Source organism: Roseateles sp. GW821-FHT02E12 (genome assembly GCF_059421665.1).
Window position 1 is genome coordinate 1,080,357 of sequence record NZ_JBWKVK010000003.1, and the last position, 19,182, is coordinate 1,099,538.

A 19,182-nucleotide genomic window follows, 5' to 3' on the forward strand; every position below is an offset into this window, starting at 1 on the left:
ACCAAGGTGACGGGAGAACTCGAGCAACGCTTTCTGCAAGGGCTGGGCGGCACGTCTGACAAGTGGCGCCACTACTTCGAGGTGTACGAACGCCACATGGCCCGCTTCAAGGGCCAGGAGTGCACCTACCTGGAGATCGGCGTGCAGCGCGGCGGCTCGCTGACGCTGATGTCCGAATACCTCGGCCCGCAGGCCAAGGTCATCGGCATCGACATCGACCCCGCCTGCGCCAACAACCCCACGCACCAGGTCTTCATCGGCGACCAGTCCGACGCCGGCTTCCTCAGCTCGGTTGCGGAGCAGGTTGGCCCGCTGGACATCGTCGTGGACGACGGTGGCCACACGCCCGACCAGCAGCTGGTGTCCTTCTTCACGCTGTTCCCGCGGCTGAGGTTCGGCGGCGTCTACCTCGTGGAGGACCTGCACTGCTGCTTCTGGGAGGGCTATGGCGCCTCGCGCTTCGGCATCAACTTCTACGACTTCGCCAAGGGCCTGACCGACAAGATGGCCATGTGGCACTACGACCGGCGCATGGCCGACGGCCGCGCCATGCAGCCGCGTGAGCAGCGCCAGGGCGTGCGCGGCACCGGCAACTTCGCGGCCGAGCAGATCTTCAACATCTCCTTCTACGACTCCATCATCGCGATCGAGAAGCGCCAGATCGCCGAGCCGCTGCGGGAACGGCGTTGACGGCCATGGCGACAGCGACCGGCCACCGGCGCTTCGTCGCCATTGGCAGCTCCCACCTCTTCGGGCTGGTTGACCAGTACATCGGCCCCATCGCCGACGACGTCTTCCAGCAGGCCTGGCGCACCGGCGTGCCACTGGTGGCCCCGTTGCCGCTGGACGCGCCGCCGCCCTGGCAGGGCGACTACGTGCTCTACAACACGGCCACGGGAGGCCCGCCGCCCGTGTTGCAGGGCCAGACGCTCTACATCCCGCCCCAGCTCACCGCCACCTTCGGCCACATTCCGGCCGGCACCGAGGTCATCTTCTCGCTGCTGCGCGGCCAGGAGTTCGCCATCTCGCAGCTGGTGGACGACCCCACGCACGCCGACTTCATGGCCGACGACAGCGGCTTCGAGCCGGGCCGGCGCTGGATGTCGCGCTCCGACGCGCTGGCCTGGGCGCGCGACGTGGCCCAGCCGCTGCTGACGACCCACCTCGCGCTGCGCCAGCAGTTCCCGCAGGCGCGCATCGTCCACCTGCCGGCGCCACCGCCCATCGAAGACGAAGCCCACATCCTGGCCAACGCCGAGGGTTTTGCACCGCTGTTCGCGCAGCACGGCGTCAAGCCCTTCGCGATGCGGCTGCGCTTCTACCGGCTGATGTATGCCGAGCTGAACCGCCAGCTCGCCGAGCACGGCATCACCAGCCTGCCGGCGCCACCCACGTCGCTGACGCCGGCCGGCGGCCTGATGGCCAGCCACGCCCGCGGCTGCCTGCACGGCAACCAGCTTTACGCCCAGGGCCTGGCGGCTCAAATCAGGGAGGTGCTGCATGCCGCATCCTTATGAATCGCTGCCCGCGCAGGCTTTCTGGCGCAAGACCGTCAGCGCCCAGGCCTGGGGCCAGCTCGACTTCAAGCCGGCAACGAAGTTCAAGCTGACCCCGTCGCTGAAGATCGCCACCGCCGGCTCCTGTTTTGCGCAGCACATGGCCAAGCGGCTGGAGAGCTTCGGCCTCAGCCACTGGGTGGTGGAGCAGGCGCCGGCGGGCATCTCGCCCGAGCGGGCGCGCGAGCTGCAGTACGGCGTGTTCTCAGCCCGCTACGCTAACGTCTACACGGTGCGCCAACTGCGCCAGCTCGTCGAGTTCGCCTTCGGCCTGCGCGAGGGCGACCCGCCCGTGCTGACCGAGGGCGACCGCTTCTTCGACGGCCTGCGCCCACGCATCCAGCCAGGCGGCTATGACAGCCTGGCCGACCTGCGCGCCGACCGCGCCTGGCATCTGGCCCAGGTGCGGCGGCTGTTCACCGAGTGCGATGTCTTCGTCTTCACGCTGGGCCTCACCGAGGCCTGGGTGGAGCAGGGCAGCGGCTTCGTCTTCCCGGTCTGCCCGGGCACGGCGGCGGGGTCGTTCGATGCCAAGCGGCACGGCTTCATGAACTTCGAATACCCGGAGATCCTGGCCGACCTGGCCTGGGTACGCGAGTTCGTGGCCGGCGTGAACCCGGCCATGCGCTGGATCGTGACGGTCTCGCCGGTGCCGCTGGTGGCCACGGCGACGGCGCATCCGGTCATCGTCGCGTCCAGCTACTCCAAGGCCGTGCTGCGCGCGGTGGCGGGGCGGTTTGCGGACGCGCACGAGGGCGTGGAGTACTTCCCGTCCTTCGAGATCATCTCGTCGGCGCAGAGCTTCGGGCAGTACCTGGAGAGTGATCTGCGCGAGGTATCGCCGCGCGGTGTCGACCACGTCATGCGCCAGTTCTCGGCCGCGTTCGTCGAGGCCGGCGAGCGGGTTGCGGCCGCGCCGGTCAGCATCGCCGCCCAGGCCGCCGCAGCGGCCCAGGTCGAGTGCGAAGAGCTGTTGAACGACAGGCCCTGATCAGAGCCGCGGCAGCCACAGGCCCATCGTGGCGCCGAAGATGCCGCCAGCAGTCGCCAGGCTCAGCAGCCCCAGCGTCACCGCGAGCGCCATCGCACGGCCGCGCGCCCGCAGGTAGAGCTCCAGCACGGCCAGCGGCAGCAGGAACTGCGCGTAGCTGAGCGCGTAGACGAAGGGGCCGGTGAAGGTCTTGGGGTCGAAGCCCACGGGGGCCTGCCACACCATCAGCCACAGCATCAGGCCGAGGCGGAAGAACCAGACGCCGTTGACCACGATGAACAGGCGCAGCGCCCAGCGCCGGTGCTCGGCGAAGCGGCGCGCCCGGGCATGCCGCCAGGCCAGCCAGGCGAAAGCGACGATGAGCACGCCGTTCAGGCTGGTGGCCAGGTGCATGGGCAGGCTGCCCACAGTGCCGCGCACCCACAGCAGATAGAAGCCGCTGAAGCTGCCCAGCAGCGCGCCGACCATGAAGACGCGACCCAGCGTGCGGTGCATGGCCGGCACGCGGCGGCGCAGCGCCGGCACCAGCTGCAGCACGCCGATGGCCGTCAGCAGCAGGGCAAAGACCAGATGCACGCTGAGCAGGGAGTTGCCCAGCCAGTCGCCCGCCACCCAGCGTGACTCCCCCGGTGGGCCACCGAGGGCGGCGCGGCCATAGCTGATGCCGATGTAGCTGGCAAAGATGACGAGGCCGGTGGCCGCGACGAGGAACCACAGGCCCGCCGCGGCGGCAACCGGGCGACTGGGGCTGATAGAGCGGGCGGTGCTGTTCACTGGGAGCCTTCCGGGGTGTTGCACAACGGACGGCATTCTTCTGAGCTGCCAGTTACGCGCCTTCGACACACCGACAGGCCGCACGGCCGCGTTGACGAACTGCAGCGGCGGCCGACGGGCCGCAAAAAGAACAGGCCCTGCGGATCGCTCCGCAGGGCCTGGGTGGGCCGGCACCGCCGTGCCGGCGTCAGGAGATCAGTCTCAGATCCAGTTGCCGCCGTTGTTGCGACGGTGCTCGTCTTCCTCGGCCAGCTTGCGGTCGATGGCGGCGAGGTGGATGTCCGGCGTCGTCGGCAGCACGGCCGCCTTGGCGAGGTCGACATGCTCAGAGCCGAGCAGCGGGGCGGTCGGTGCGGCCAGCACGTCGTGCAGGCTGACCGTCGCGTCCTTGCCGTCGTCGGCCTTCTGCGGCTGCACGTCCTTGGTGAACCAGACGTCGGCCACGTCGTGCTTGCTGCCGTCGGTCGAGGTGTAGCTGGACACCAGGCCTATGAGGTTGCCATTGTCGGAGCCCGTGCCCTTGGTGGCGTTCAGGTCGAGCGAGGCGACGCCCATCTGTTCCAGGGTCTTCAACTCGCCCGCGTCAGTCTTGCCGTCGTGGTTGGCATCCACCCAGACCTTGAGTTCCTTCCAGTTGGCGTCGTGCAGGTCGAGCTTGCCGTCGTGATTGCTGTCCTGCTCGGCCATGGCGGCGTAGCCGTCCTTGGCATGCTTGCCGTTGGCCAGGATGGTGCCCATGCCGAACAGCTCGCTGCCGTTGTTGATGATGCCGTCGTGGTTGCGGTCCATCACCAGCAGGCCGTCGTTGCCGGCCACCCAGCCAACCTTGTTGACCGCGCCGGTGCCCAGCAGGTCGAAGTTGACGCCCTGGGCCGCCGCCAGCGTGTTCACGCCGTGGCCGTCCAGGTCCAGCACGATCGGCGTCTGGGCGAAGTAGGCGTCAAGCTGCGCGCCGGTCATCTCGGAGAAGACCGAGCCGCTCAGCGAGTCGAGCTGCGTCATGCTCATCGCCGCGATGTCGCGGGTTTCCAGGCCGTGGATCTGGTCGGTCGTGATGGCCGCGATCTGGCCGGTCGTCAGCCCTGCCGCCTGTTCCGTCGTCAGCGCGGTGATCTGGGTCACCTTCAGCGTGCTGAACTGGGCCGTGGTGATCGCATCGATCTGGCCCACGCTCAGCGAGGCGAAGTTGGCCGTGCTCAGCCCGCGCAGGTCGTCAGTCTCCAGCGACGCCACCTGGGCGGTGCTGAAGGCCTGGACCTGGGTGGACGTCATCACGGCGAATTGCGAGGCCGTGAAGGCGTTCAGGTCACCCGTCGACAGGTGGTTGATCTGGCTGGTCGACAGCACCGACACGCGACCGGCCAGGCCGGTCAGCTGATCGGTGGTCAGCGCGGCGAGCTGGATGTCCGTCAGCGCGTGGATGGCGGCCGTGGACAGCTTGGCCAGGTCGGTGGCTTCGATGGCCTCGATCTGTGCGGTGGACAGCGAGACCACCTGGTCGGTCGTCATCACGGCGAACTGGGCCGAGCCCATCGCCACCATGTCGGCGGTCGAGAAGCCATCCAGCTGAGCGGCCGTCAGCGACATCACCTGGGCGGTGGTCAGGGCGGCCACATGCTCGGTGCCGAAGGCTGCGAACTGGTCGGAGTCCAGGCTGGCGAGGGCCGCCGTGGTGATGGCGCGCAGGTCGGCCGTCTCCAGCTTGGCGAGCTGGCCGGTGGTCAGCGAGCCGATCTGGGCGGAATCCAGCGCCGCGAATTGCGCGGTGCCCAGCGCGTTGAGGTTGTCAGTGGCCAGGTGTCCGATCTGCGTGGTCGTCAGCGCCTCGGCCTGGGCCGTGGACAGGTTGCCGAACTGGCTGCTGGACAGGCTGTTCAGGTCTGCCGTGCCCAGCGTGGAGATCTGGTCAGTCGTCAGGTTGCTGATCTGGCTGCTGCTCAGCGCACGGAGCTGGTCGCTGCTGAAGGCATCGAGCTGGCTGGACGAGAGGTTGCGCAGCGCGGCCGTCGAGATGGACTTGATGTCGACCGTTTCGATGGCTGCCAGCTGCGCGGTGGACAGGCTGCCCAGCTGCGTGGAGGTCAGCGAACCGATCTGGGTCGAGGTCAGGGCCACCATGTCGGCGGTGTTCAGGCCGTCGAGCTGCGTCGTGCCGAGCGACGCCACCTGGGCGGTGGTCAGCACGCCAACGGCATCGCTGGTCAGCGCGCCGATCTGGTCGGAGCTCAGCGCGTTCAGCGCTGCCGTCGAGACGGCGCGGAGGTCGGCCGTTTCGAGCTTGGCGAGCTGGCCGGTGGTCAGCGAACCGAACTGGTTGGACGACAGCGCGGCGAACTGCGCGGTGCCCAGGGCGTTCAGGTTGTCGGTGCTCAGGTTGCCGAGCTGGGTGGAGCTCAGCGCCTGGACTTGCGCCGAGGACAGGTTGGCGAACTGGCCGCTGGTCAGGCTGTTCAGGTCAGCGGTGCCCAGCGTGTTGACCTGGGCCGTTGTCAGCGAGTTGATCTGGCCGCTGCTCAGGGCACGCAGCTGGTCGCTGGTGAAGGCGTCGAGCTGGTCAGACGACAGGTTGCGCAGCGCAGCGGTGGACAGCGACTTGATGTCACCCGTCTCGATCGCGGCGAGCTGGGCCGTGGAGAGCGCGCCAGCCTGGGCCGAGCCCAGCGCCGCGACCTGGGCCGAGCCGAGGGCGACCATGTCGGCCGTCGACAGGCCCTTGACCTGGGCGGTGTCGAGCGACGCTACCTGGGCGGTGGTCAGCGCGCCGACGGCGTCGCTGGTCAGCGCACCGACCTGGTCGGACGACAGGCCACCCAGCGCGCCGGTCGAGACGGCGCGCAGGTCGGCCGTTTCCAGCTTGGCGAGCTGGGCGGTGGTCAGCGCACCGAACTGGGCGGAGGTCAGCGCGGCGAACTGCGCCGTGCCCAGCGCGTTGAGGTTGTCAGTGGCGAGGTTGCCGAGCTGGGTGCTCGTCAGCGCCTGCACCTGGCCGGAAGACAGGTTGCCGAACTGGCCGCTGGAGAGGCTGTTCAGGTCGGCCGTGCCCAGCGTGTTGACCTGGGCCGTCGTCAGCGAGTTGATCTGGGTGCTGCTCAGGGCGCGCAGCTGGTCGCTGGTGAAGGCGTCCAGTTGGTCAGACGACAGGTTGCGCAGCGCGGCGGTCGAGATGGCCTTGATGTCGCCGGTTTCGATGGCGGCAAGCTGGGCGGTCGACAGGGCGCCTGCCTGGGCTGAGTTCAGCGAGCCGACCTGGGCCGAGGTCAGGGCAACCATGTCGCCCGTGGTCAGGCCCTTGAGCTGGCTGGTGCCCAGCGCAGCGATCTGTGCCGTGGACATGGAGCCGACGGCATCGCTGGCCAGCGCGCCGACCTGGTCGGACGACAAGCCACCGAGTGCGCCGGTCGTGACGGCACGCAGGTCAGCCGTTTCCAGCTTGGCGAGCTGGCCGGTGGTCAGCGAACCGAACTGCGTGGACGACAGCGTGGCGAACTGGGCCGTGCCCAAGGCGTTGAGGCTGTCGGTGCCGAGGTTGCCGAGCTGGGTGCTCGTCAGTGCCTGGACCTGGGCCGTGGACAGGGCCGCGATTTGCCCGGTGGTCAGCGCGTTCAGGTCGCCGGTCGACAGGCTGATGAACTGCGGGCTGGTGCTCAGCGCATTGAGCTGGGTGGAGCTCAGGGCGCGGAGCTGGTCGCTGGTGAGCGCGTCCAGCTGGTCAGTCGACAGGTTGCGCAGCGCGGCGGTCGAGAGGGCCTTGATGTCGCCGGTCTCGATGGCCGCGAGCTGGGCCGTGGACAGATCGGCCACCTGGGTCGAAGTGAGGGCGGCGACCTGGGCCGAGGTCAGCGCGACCATGTCGGCCGTCGTCAGACCCTTGATCTGCGTGGAGCCCAGCGAGGTCACTTGCGCGGTGGACAGCGAGCCGACGGCGTCGCTGGCCAGGGCGGCGACCTGGGCCGAGGTCAGCGCGTTCAGCGCAGCGGTCGAGACGGCGCGCAGGTCGGCTGTCTCCAACTTGGCGAGCTGGCCGGTGGTCAGCGAACCGAACTGGCTGGACGACAGCGCGGCGAACTGCGCGGAGCCCAGGGCGTTCAGGTTGTCGGTGGTCAGGTTGCCGAGCTGCGTGCTCGACAGGGCCTGCACCTGGCCCGTGGACAGGTTGCCGAACTGGCTGCTGCTGAGGCTGTTCAGGTCGGCGGTGCCCAGCGTGCTGACCTGGGCCGTCGTCAGGTTGTTGATCTGGGTGCTGCTCAGCGAACGGAGCTGGTCGCTGGTGAAGGCATCCAGTTGATCGGACGACAGGTTGCGCAGCGCGGCGGTGGACAGCGACTTGATGTCGCCGGTCTCGATGGCGGCCAGCTGAGCGGTCGACAGGGCGCCGGCTTGCGCGGAGTTCAGCGAAGCGACCTGGGCCGAGGTCAGGGCGATCATGTCACCCGTGGTCAGGCCCTTGAGCTGGCTGGTGCCCAGCGAAGCGATCTGCGCGGTGGACATCGAGCCCACGGCATCGCTGGCCAGGGCGCCGACCTGGTCGGACGAGAGGCCGCCCAGTGCTGCCGTTGTGACGGCACGCAGATCAGCGGTTTCCAGCTTGGCCAGTTGGCCAGTCGTCAGCGCTCCGAACTGGGTGGACGTCAGCGCGGCGAACTGCGCCGTGCCCAGGGCGTTGAGGTTGTCGGTGGCGAGGTTGCCCAGCTGGGTGCTCGTCAGCGCCTGCACCTGGCCGGACGACAGGTTGCCGAACTGGCTGCTGGAGAGGCTGTTCAGGTCAGCGGTGCCCAGCGTGTTGATCTGGCCCGTGGTCAGGCTGTTGATCTGGCTGCTGCTCAGTGCACGGAGCTGGTCGCTGGTGAAGGCGTCGAGCTGGTCAGACGACAGGTTGCGCAGCGCAGCGGTCGAGATGGACTTGATGTCGCCGGTCTCGATGGCGGCCAGTTGGGCGGTCGAGAGCGCACCCGCTTGGGCGGAATTCAGCGAAGCGACCTGGGCCGAGGTCAGGGCGACCATGTCGCCGGTCGTCAGGCCCTTGATCTGGCTGGTGCCCAGGGAAGCGATCTGCGCGGTGGACATCGAGCCCACCGCATCGCTGGCCAAGGCGCCAACCTGGTCGGACGACAAGCCACCCAGCGCGCCGGTCGTGACGGCACGCAGGTCGGCCGTTTCCAGCTTGGCCAGTTGGCCGGTGGTCAGTGCGCCGAACTGCGTGGACGACAGCGCCGCGAACTGGGTCGAGCCCATGGCGTTGAGGTTGTCGGTGGTCAGGTGGGCGAGCTGGCTGGTCGTCAGCGCCTGGATCTGAGCCGTGGACAGGTTGGCGATCTGGCCCGTGGTGAGCACGTTCAGGTCAGCCGTGGTCAGGTTGATGACTTGCGGGCTGGTGCTCAGCGCGTTCAGCTGGGTGGAGGTCAGCGCGCGCAGCTGGTCGCTGGTGAGGGCGTCCAACTGGTCGGACGACAGGTTGCGCAGTGCAGCCGTGGAGATCGCCTTGACGTCGCCGGTCTCGATGGCGGCGATCTGGGCGGTCGACAGGACACCGGCCTGCGCCGAGTTCAGCGAACCGACCTGGGCCGAGGTCAGGGCGACCATGTCACCCGTCGTCAGGCCCTTGATCTGGCCGGTGCTCAGGGAGCCGATCTGCGCGGTGGACATCGAGCCCACGGCGTCGCTGGCCAGCGCACCGATCTGGTCGGACGACAGCCCGCCCAGCGCACCGGTCGTGACAGCGCGCAGGTCGGCCGTTTCGAGCTTGGCGAGCTGGCCAGTGGTCAGGGAACCGAACTGCGTGGACGACAGCGCACCGAACTGGGCGGTGCCCAGGGCGTTGAGGTTGTCCGTCGCGAGGTTGCCGAGCTGGGTGCTCGTCAGTGCCTGGACCTGGCCCGTGGACAGGTTGCCGAACTGGCTGCTGGAGAGGCTGTTCAGGTCAGCCGTGCCCAACGTGCTGATCTGGCCCGTCGTCAGCGAGTTGACCTGGCTGGTGCTCAGGGCACGCAGTTGGTCGCTGGTGAAAGCGTCGAGCTGGTCAGACGACAGGTTGCGCAGGGCACTGGTCGTGATGGACTTGATGTCGCCGGTTTCGATCGCCGCCAGTTGGGCGGTCGACAGGGCGCCGGCTTGGGCGGAGTTCAGCGAGCCGACCTGGGCCGATGTGAGGGCGACCATGTCGCCCGTCGTCAGGCCCTTGAGTTGCCCGGTGCTCAGGGCACCGATCTGGGCCGTGGACATGGAGCCGACGGCGTCGCTGGCCAAGGCGCCGACCTGGTCGGACGACAGGCCACCGAGCGCGCCGGTCGTGACGGCACGCAGGTCAGCCGTTTCCAGCTTGCCCAATTGGGCCGTGGTCAGCGAACCGAACTGGGTGGAGGTCAGGGCAGCGAACTGGGCGGTACCCAGGGCATTCAGGTTGTCCGTCGCCAGGTTGCCGAGCTGCGTGCTCGTCAGCGCCTGGACTTGGCCGGACGACAGATTGGCGAACTGGCTGCTGGACAGGCTGTTCAGATCCGCCGTACCCAGCGTGTTGATCTGGCCCGTGGTCAGCGCGTTGATCTGGCTGCTGCTCAGGGCGCGCAGCTGGTCGCTGGTGAACGCGTCGAGCTGGTCAGACGACAGGTTACGCAAGGCTGCTGTCGAGATGGACTTGATATCCGCCGTCTCGATGGCCGCCAGTTGGGCCGTGGACAGGGCAGCAGCTTGGGCCGAGCCCAACGAAGCCACTTGAGCCGAGGTCAGGGCGACCATGTCGCCGGTCGTCAGGCCCTTGATCTGGCCGGTGCTCAGGGCGCCAATCTGCGCGCTGGACATCGAGCCGACGGCATCGCTGGCCAAGGCACCGACCTGGTCGGACGAGAGGCCGCCCAGCGCGCCGGTCGTGACGGCGCGAAGGTCGGCCGTTTCGAGCTTGCCCAGCTGCGCCGTGGTCAGTGAACCGAACTGGGTGGACGACAGCGCGGCGAACTGGGCCGTGCCCAGCGCGTTGAGGTTGTCCGTCGTCAGGTTGCCGAGCTGAGTGCTCGTCAGGGCCTGGACCTGGCCCGTGGACAGGTTGGCGAACTGGCTGCTGGAGAGGCTGTTCAGGTCAGCCGTGCCCAGCGTGTTGATCTGGCCGGTCGTCAGCGAGTTGACCTGGCCGGTGCTCAGCGCACGCAGCTGGTCGCTGGTGAAGGCGTCGAGCTGGTCGGACGACAGGTTGCGCAGGGCACCGGTCGTGAGGGACTTGATGTCACCGGTTTCGATGGCGGCCAGTTGGGCCGTGGACAGGGCGCCGGCCTGGGCGGAGCCCAGCGAGGCCACTTGGGCGGAGGTCAGCGCGACCATGTCACCCGTCGTCAGACCCTTGATCTGGCCGGTGCTCAAAGCACCGATCTGGGCCGTGGACATGGAGCCAACGGCGTCGCTGGCCAGGGCGCCGACTTGGTCGGACGACAAGCCACCCAGCGCGCCGGTCGTGACGGCACGCAGGTCGGCCGTTTCCAGCTTGCCCAGCTGCGCTGTGGTCAGCGAACCGAACTGGGTGGATGTCAGCGCCGCGAACTGGGCGGTGCCCAGGGCATTCAGGTTGTCGGTGGCGAGGTTGCCCAGTTGGGTGCTCGTCAGGGCCTGGACCTGACCCGAGGACAGATTGGCAAACTGGCTGCTCGACAGGCTGTTCAGGTCAGCGGTACCCAGCGTGTTGACCTGGGCCGTTGTCAGCGAGTTGATCTGGCTGCTGCTCAGCGCGCGCAGTTGGTCGCTGGTGAAGGCGTCCAGTTGGTCGGACGACAGGTTGCGCAGGGCACCCGTCGTGATGGACTTGATGTCACCGGTCTCGATGGCCGCCAGTTGGGCGGTCGAGAGCACGCCGGCCTGGGCCGAGCCCAGCGAAGCCACTTGGGCGGAGGTCAGCGCGACCATGTCGCCGGTCGTCAGACCCTTGATCTGGCTGGTGCTCAGGGCGCCAATCTGCGAGCTGGACATCGAGCCGACAGCGTCGCTGGCCAGGGCGCCGACCTGGTCGGACGAGAGGCCGCCGAGGGCAGCGGTGGTGACGGCACGCAGGTCAGCCGTTTCGAGCTTGCCCAGTTGCGCCGTGGTCAGCGAACCGAACTGCGAAGACGACAGCGCGGCGAACTGCGCCGTGCCCAGCGCGTTGAGGTTGTCGGTAGCGAGGTTGCCCAGCTGCGTGCTCGTCAGCGCCTGGACTTGGCCCGAGGACAGGTTGGCGAACTGGCTGCTGGTCAGGCTGTTCAGGTCGGCCGTGCCCAGCGTGTTGATCTGGCCGGTCGTCAGGTTGTTGATCTGGCTGCTGCTCAGCGCGCGCAGTTGGTCGCTGGTGAAGGCGTCGAGCTGGTCAGACGACAGGTTGCGCAGGGCACCCGTCGTGATGGACTTGATGTCACCCGTTTCGATGGCGGCCAGTTGGGCCGTGGACAGTGCACCGGCCTGGGCCGAGCCCAGCGAAGCCACTTGAGCCGAGGTCAGAGCGACCATGTCGCCGGTCGTCAGACCCTTGATCTGGCCGGTGCTCAGGGCACCGATCTGGGCCGTGGACATGGAGCCAACGGCGTCGCTGGCCAGCGCGCCGACTTGGTCGGACGACAAGCCACTCAGCGCGCCGGTCGTGACGGCACGCAGGTCGGCCGTTTCCAGCTTGCCCAGTTGCGCTGTGGTCAGCGAACCGAACTGGGTGGAGGTCAGCGCGGCGAATTGCGCCGTGCCCAGCGCGTTCAGGTTGTCAGTGGCGAGGTTGCCCAGTTGGGTGCTCGTCAGCGCCTGGACTTGGCCGGACGACAGATTGGCGAACTGGCTGCTGCTCAGGCTGTTCAGGTCAGCCGTACCCAGCGTGTTGATCTGGCCCGTGGTCAGGCTGTTGATCTGGCTGCTGCTGAGGGCGCGCAGCTGGTCGCTGGTGAAGGCGTCCAGTTGGTCAGACGACAGGTTGCGCAGCGCGGCGGTCGAGATGGACTTGATGTCGCCAGTCTCGATGGCGGCCAGTTGAGCGGTCGACAAGGCACCCGCTTGAGCGGAATTCAGCGAAGCGACCTGGGCGGAGGTCAGCGCGACCATGTCGCCCGTGGTCAGGCCCTTGATCTGGCTGGTGCTCAGGGCGCCAATCTGCGCGCTGGACATCGAGCCGACGGCATCGCTGGCCAGGGCGCCGACCTGATCGGACGAGAGGCCACCGAGTGCGGCGGTCGTGACAGCGCGCAGGTCAGCCGTCTCCAGCTTGCCCAGTTGCGCTGTGGTCAGCGAGCCGAACTGCGTGGAGGTCAGAGCAGCGAACTGGGCGGTGCCCAGGGCGTTGAGGTTGTCCGTCGCCAGGTTGCCCAGTTGGGTGCTCGTCAGTGCCTGGACTTGGCCCGAGGACAGGTTGGCGAACTGGCTGCTGGACAGGCTGTTCAGGTCAGCCGTACCCAGCGTGTTGATCTGGCTGGTCGTCAGGTTGTTGATCTGGCCGCTGCTCAGCGCGCGCAGTTGGTCGCTGGTGAAGGCGTCGAGCTGTGTCGAGGACAGGTTGCGCAGGGCACCCGTGGAGAGGGCCTTGATGTCGTCGGTTTCGATGGCCGCCAGTTGGGCGGTCGACAGGGCGCCGGCCTGGGCGGAATTCAGCGAGGCGACCTGGGCCGAGGTCAGGGCGACCATGTCACCCGTCGTCAGACCCTTGACCTGACCGGTGCTCAGGGCGCCGATCTGGGCCGTGGACATCGAGCCAACGGCGTCGCTGGCCAAGGCGCCGACCTGGTCGGACGACAAGCCACCGAGCGCGGCGGTCGTGACGGCGCGCAGGTCAGCCGTTTCCAGCTTGCCCAATTGGGCCGTGGTCAGCGAACCGAACTGCGAAGACGACAGCGCGGCGAACTGGGCGGTGCCCAGGGCGTTGAGGTTGTCCGTCGCCAGGTTGCCGAGCTGAGTGCTCGTCAGGGCCTGGACCTGGCCCGTGGACAGGTTGGCGAACTGGCTGCTGGAGAGGCTGTTCAGGTCAGCCGTGCCCAGCGTGTTGATCTGGCCGGTCGTCAGCGAGTTGACCTGGCCGGTGCTCAGCGCACGCAGCTGGTCGCTGGTGAAGGCGTCGAGCTGGTCGGACGACAGGTTGCGCAGGGCACCGGTCGTGAGGGACTTGATGTCACCGGTTTCGATGGCGGCCAGTTGGGCCGTGGACAGGGCGCCGGCTTGGGCAGAGCCCAGCGAAGCGACCTGGGCCGAGGTCAAAGCGACCATGTCGGCGGTGGTCAGGCCCTTGAGCTGGCTGGTGCCCAGCGAAGCGATCTGCGCGGTGGACATCGAGCCCACGGCGTCGCTGGCCAGAGCACCGACCTGGTCGGACGAGAGCCCGCCGAGCGCGGCGGTCGTGACGGCGCGCAGGTCAGCCGTTTCCAGCTTGCCCAATTGCGCCGTGGTCAGCGAGCCGAACTGCGTGGACGACAGCGCACCGAACTGGGCGGTGCCCAGGGCGTTGAGGTTGTCGGTAGCGAGGTTGCCGAGCTGGGTGCTGCTCAGCGCCTGGACCTGGCCCGTGGACAGGTTGGCGAACTGGCTGCTGCTCAGGCTGTTCAGGTCGGCCGTGCCCAGCGTGTTGATCTGGCCGGTTGTCAGCGAGTTCACCTGGCCCGTGCTCAGCGCACGGAGCTGGTCGCTCGTGAAGGCGTCCAGTTGATCGGACGACAGGTTGCGCAGGGCGGCCGTCGAGAGGGACTTGATATCGCCGGTCTCGACGGCGGCCAGTTGTGCCGTCGACAGGGCGCCGGCCTGGGCGGAATTCAGCGAAGCGACCTGGGCCGAGGTCAGGGCGACCATGTCACCCGTCGTCAGGCCCTTGACCTGGCTGGTGCTCAAAGCACCGATCTGGGCCGTGGACATGGAGCCAACGGCGTCGCTGGCCAGGGCGCCGACTTGGTCGGACGACAAGCCACCGAGGGCAGCGGTCGTGACAGCGCGCAGGTCAGCCGTTTCCAGCTTGGCGAGTTGGGCGGTGGTCAGCGAACCGAACTGGGTGGAGGTCAGCGCGGCGAACTGCGCGGTGCCCAGCGCATTGAGGTTGTCGGTGGCGAGGTTGCCGAGCTGCGTGCTCGTCAGGGCCTGCACCTGGCCGGAGGACAGGTTGGCGAACTGGCTGCTCGACAGGCTGTTCAGATCGGCCGTGCCCAGCGTGTTGACTTGGGCCGTCGTCAGCGAGTTGATCTGGCTGCTGCTCAGCGCGCGGAGCTGGTCGCTGGTGAAGGCGTCGAGCTGCGTCGAGGACAGGTTGCGCAGGGCGCCCGTCGAGAGCGCCTTGATGTCGTCGGTTTCGATGGCGGCGAGCTGTGCGGTCGACAGGGCGCCGGCTTGGGCCGAGCCCAGTGAAGCCACTTGAGCCGAGGTCAGCGCGACCATGTCGCCGGTCGTCAGGCCCTTGACCTGGCTGGTGCTCAAGGCACCGATCTGGGCCGTGGACATCGAGCCGACGGCGTCGCTGGCCAAGGCGCCGACCTGGTCGGACGACAGGCCGCCGAGTGCGGCGGTGGTGACAGCACGCAGGTCAGCCGTTTCCAGCTTGCCCAATTGGGCCGTGGTCAGCGAACCGAACTGCGAAGACGACAGCGCGGCGAACTGAGCGGTGCCCAGGGCGTTGAGGTTGTCGGTGGCGAGGTTGCCGAGCTGCGTGCTCGTCAGCGCCTGGACTTGACCCGTCGACAGGTTGCCGAACTGGCTGCTGGACAGGCTGTTCAGGTCGGCCGTACCCAGCGTGTTGATTTGCGAGGTGGTGAGGCTGTTGACCTGGCCCGTGCTCAGGGCACGCAGTTGGTCGCTGGTGAAGGCGTCCAGTTGGTCGGACGACAGGTTGCGCAGGGCACCCGTCGAGAGAGCCTTGATGTCAGCCGTCTCGATGGCCGCGAGTTGGGCGGTCGACAGGGCACCCGCCTGGGCGGAATTCAACGAAGCAACCTGGGCCGAGGTCAGGGCGACCATGTCGCCGGTCGTCAGGCCCTTGATCTGGCCGGTGCTCAGGGCGCCGATCTGCGTGCTGGACATCGAGCCGACGGCGTCGCTGGCCAAGGCGCCGATCTGGTCGGAGGACAAGCCACCGAGGGCAGCGGTCGTGACGGCACGCAGGTCGGCCGTTTCCAGCTTGCCCAGCTGGGCCGTGGTCAGCGAGCCGAACTGCGAAGACGACAGCGCGGCGAACTGGGCGGTGCCCAGCGCGTTGAGGTTGTCCGTTGCCAGGTTGCCGAGCTGCGTGCTCGTCAGCGCCTGGACCTGGCCCGTGGACAGGTTGCCGAACTGGCTGCTGGACAGGCTGTTCAGGTCAGCCGTACCCAGCGTGTTGATTTGCGAGGTGGTGAGGCTGTTGACCTGGCCGGTGCTCAGCGCACGCAGCTGGTCGCTGGTGAAGGCGTCGAGCTGGGTGGAGGACAGGTTGCGCAGCGCACCCGTCGTGAGGGACTTGATGTCGCCGGTCTCGATGGCCGCCAGTTGGGCCGTGGAGAGGGCGCCGGCCTGGGCCGAGGTGAGCGAAGCCACCTGGGCGGTGGTCAGCGCGACCATGTCGCCGGTCGTCAGACCCTTGACCTGGGCGGTATCCAGAGCCGCGATCTGGGCCGTGGACATGGAGCCAACGGCGTCGCTGGCCAGGGCGCCGATCTGGTCGGACGAGAGGCCGGCCAGAGCCGCCGTCGTGACGGCGCGCAGGTCGGCCGTTTCCAGCTTGGCCAGTTGGCCGGTCGTCAGCGCGCCCAGCTGCGTGGACGTCAGCACCGCGAACTGGGCGGTGCCCAGCGCATTGAGGTTGTCGGTGGCGAGGTTGCCAAGTTGGGTGCCGGTCAGGGCCTGGGCCTGGGCAGACGACAGGTTGCCGAACTGGCTGCTGGACAGGCTGTTCAGGTCAGCCGTGCCCAGCGTGTTGATCTGGCTGGTGGTCAGGCTGTTGATCTGGCCGCTGCTCAGCGCGCGGAGCTGGTCGCTGGTGAAGGCGTCGAGCTGGGTGGAGGACAGGTTGCGCAGCGCACCGGTCGTGAGGGACTTGATGTCGCCGGTTTCGATGGCGGAGATCTGGGCGGTGGTGAGCTTGCCCAGCTGGTTGGAGGTCAGCGAGGCGACTTGCGCCGTCGTCAGGGCAACCATGTCGGCCGTGGTCAGCCCCTGGATCTGGCCGGTGGACAGCGAGGCGATCTGGCCGGTGCTCAGGGCCTGCAGTTGTTCGGTCTTGAGGGCCTGGATCTGGTCGGAGTTGAAGCCGGCGATGGCCGTCGTCGTCAGGGCGCGCAGGTCTTCGGTCTGGAAGGCACGAATCTGATCGCTCTTCAACACAGACAGGCCGCTGGAGGTAATCACAGCGGCCTGGGTGGTGGTGAGCGCGATCAGCTGGTCGGTACTGAAGGCGAACCAATCCTCTGTCGTCAACCCGTGGATCGTCGCCGTGGACAAGCCAGGAATGCTTGACGCGGGAATGTTGGGGATGATGGTTGCCATGGTTTGTTCACCTGCTGTACTGATGACCGCCGCGCCTTGAGACGTGACGGTTTTGTGTCTTTTCTAGCCCGCGCCCAGCGCAGAAGGCCAATCCCTGAGTCGGCCCGGACTTGTCGAACGGCCAATTCGACTTGCCCAGGGCACAAAAAAACGGCGTTCGACTCGAACCCGCCACGGCCGAGAAACTCCGCGCAGTCATGCTAATGACGGGCTCTTCGGGTTAATCGGCAAAAAGGCCTGCTTTCCTAAGCTTTGGTTTGACCGTCCGGCGGGCGCGCCGGACGGCCTGGAACAATTTCACGGAAATCACAGCCACTGCCCACCGTTGTTGCGGCGGTGCTCGTCTTCTTCGGCCAGCTTGCGGTCGATGGCGGCGAGGTGGATATCCGGCGTCGTCGGCAGCACAGCCGCCTTGGCGAGGTCCACCGGCGCACCGCCCAGCAAGTGCTCGCTCGGCGCGGCCAGCACGTCGTGCAGCCCGACGGTGGTGGCCTCGTTGGCCTTCTGCGGCTGCACGTCCTTCGCGAACCAGACGTCGGCCACATCGTGCTTGGCGCCGTCGGTCGTCGTGTAGCTGGACACCAGGCCGATCAGGTTGCCGTTGTCGGAGCCCGAGCCCTTGGTGGCGTTCAGGTCGAGCGAGGCGACGCCCAGCTCTTCCAGGGTCTTCAGCTCGCCCGCGTCGGTCTTGCCGTCGTGGTTGGCATCCACCCAGACCTTGAGTTCCTTCCAGTTGGCGTCATGCAGGTCGAGCTTGCCGTCGTGGTTGCTGTCCTGCTCGGCCATGGCGGCGTAGCCGTCCTTGGCATGCTTGCCGTTGGCCAGGATGGTGCCCATGCCGAACAGCTCGTTGCCGTTGTTGATGATGCCGTCGTGGTTGCGGTCCATCACCAGCAGGCCGTCGTTGCCGGCCACCCAGCCAACCTTGTTGACCGCGCCGGTGCCCAGCAGGTCGAAGTTGACGCCCTGGGCTGCCGCCAGCGTGTTCACGCCGTGGCCGTCCAGGTCCAGCACGATGGGCGTGACGTTGAAGTAGGCGTTCAGCTGCGCGTTGCTCATCTCGCCGATGGCCGCACTGGTCAGCGCGTCGAGCTGGGTCATGCTCATCGCCATGATGTCGCGGGTCTCCAGGCCGCCGATCTGGTCGGTCGTCAGCGAGTGCACCTGGTCGGTCGTCAGCGCCGCGGCCTGCGCCGTTGTCAGCGCCGTGATCTGCGTCGCCTTCAACGTGCCGAACTGGTCGCTCGTGATGGCCTGGATCTGGGCGTTGCTCATCGTGGCCACATGGGCCGTGCCGAGCGCGCGCAGGTCGTCGGTTTCCAGCGCACCGACCTGGCCGACCGTGAAGGCCTTGACCTGGCTGGTCGTGAGGGCGGCGAACTGCGCCGTCGTGAAGGCGTTCAGGTCCTCGGTCGCCAGGTTGGTGATCTGGCCTGTCGTCAGCGACGCGACGCGAGTGCCCAGGCCGGTCAGCTGGTCTGTCGTCAGCGCACCCAACTGGCTGTTCGTGATCGCCTGCAGGGACACCGTGGACAGCTTGGCGAGGTCGTCGGCGTCGATGGCGACGATCTGGTCGGTCGACAGCGCGTTGACCTGCGCCGTCGTCAACACCGCCACCTGCGCCGAGCTCATGGCCGTCAGGTCAGCCGCCGCCAGGCCCTGGATCTGGGCGGTGGACAGCGCCATGATCTGCGCCGTGCTCAGGCCGGCGATGTGCTCGGTCTGCAGTGCGGAGATCTGGTCGGAACTCAGCCCGCCGAGCGCCACCGTCGTGATGGCGCGCAGGTCCGCCGTCTCCAGGTGCGAGAGCTGATCGGTGGTCAGCGAGCCGAACTGGGTGGACGACAGCGTGGCGAACTGGCCCGAGCCCAGGGCGTTCAGGCTATCAGTGCTCAGTTGACCGATCTGATCGGTGGTGAGGGACTGGATCTGGGCGGTCGTGAACTTGTTGAACTGGTCAGACGCGAAGCTGTTCAGGTCATCCGTGTTCAGCGTCCTCACCTGGCTGGTGGTCAACGAGACGATCTGGCTGGAGCTCAGGGCGCGCAGCTGGTCACTGGTGAGGCCGTCCAGTTGGGTACTGGTCAGCGCCCGCAGCGCGGCCGTGGTGATCGAGCGCATGTCGCTCGCCTCGATGGACGAGAGCTGGTCGGTGCTCAGGGCCGCGGCTTGGGCCGAGCTCAGCGTACCGATCTGGGCGGTGGTGAGAGCCACCATGTCGCCGGTGGTCAGGCCCAGCATCTGGCCGGTGGTCAGTGCGTTGATCTGGGCGGTGGACAGGCTGCCGACCTCGTCGGAGGTCAGCGACTGCACCTGGTCGGAACTCAGGCCACGCAGGGCCGCGGTCGTGACCGCGCGCAGGTCGGCTGTCTCCATCTTGGACAGCTGGTCGGTCGTCAGCGAACCGAACTGGGCCGACGACAGCGTGGCGAACTGGCTGGAGCC

At 67.8% G+C, this 19,182-nt stretch carries 6 protein-coding genes; 3 read left to right on the forward strand and 3 right to left on the reverse strand.

Annotated features, from left to right (window positions below):
• The first annotated feature begins 6 nt into the window (after positions 1-6).
• The 3 genes from AC07V5_RS22830 to AC07V5_RS22840 are packed head-to-tail and all read left to right on the forward strand — an operon-like array spanning position 7 to position 2,547.
• Positions 7-690, forward strand: coding sequence for a class I SAM-dependent methyltransferase (locus AC07V5_RS22830; protein ID WP_495118000.1), 684 nt, complete (start codon positions 7-9; stop codon positions 688-690).
• 5 nt (positions 691-695) lie between these two features.
• Positions 696-1,517: a hypothetical protein gene (locus AC07V5_RS22835; protein WP_495118001.1), complete on the forward strand. Its 822-nt coding sequence runs from the start codon at positions 696-698 to the stop codon at positions 1,515-1,517.
• Positions 1,501-2,547: a GSCFA domain-containing protein gene (locus tag AC07V5_RS22840; protein WP_495118002.1), complete on the forward strand. Its 1,047-nt coding sequence runs from the start codon at positions 1,501-1,503 to the stop codon at positions 2,545-2,547. The genes AC07V5_RS22835 and AC07V5_RS22840 overlap by 17 nt, the downstream gene beginning before the upstream one ends.
• Here the strand turns inward: AC07V5_RS22840 and AC07V5_RS22845 are convergent, their stop codons facing one another.
• The 3 genes from AC07V5_RS22845 to AC07V5_RS22855 all read right to left on the reverse strand — a co-directional run.
• A complete protein-coding gene (locus AC07V5_RS22845) occupies positions 2,548-3,321 on the reverse strand; it encodes a DUF2306 domain-containing protein (RefSeq protein WP_495118003.1) in 774 nt (257 codons plus the stop codon).
• A gap of 201 nt (positions 3,322-3,522) precedes the next feature.
• The gene (locus AC07V5_RS22850; protein ID WP_495118004.1) at positions 3,523-16,737 is read right to left on the reverse strand and encodes an SPM autocatalytic domain-containing protein; all 13,215 of its coding nucleotides are present in this window, start codon (positions 16,735-16,737) and stop codon (positions 3,523-3,525) included.
• Between the two features lie 306 nt (positions 16,738-17,043).
• Positions 17,044-19,182 (reverse strand): SPM autocatalytic domain-containing protein (locus AC07V5_RS22855; RefSeq protein ID WP_495118005.1); only part of this gene is annotated, 2,139 nt, incomplete at its 5' end.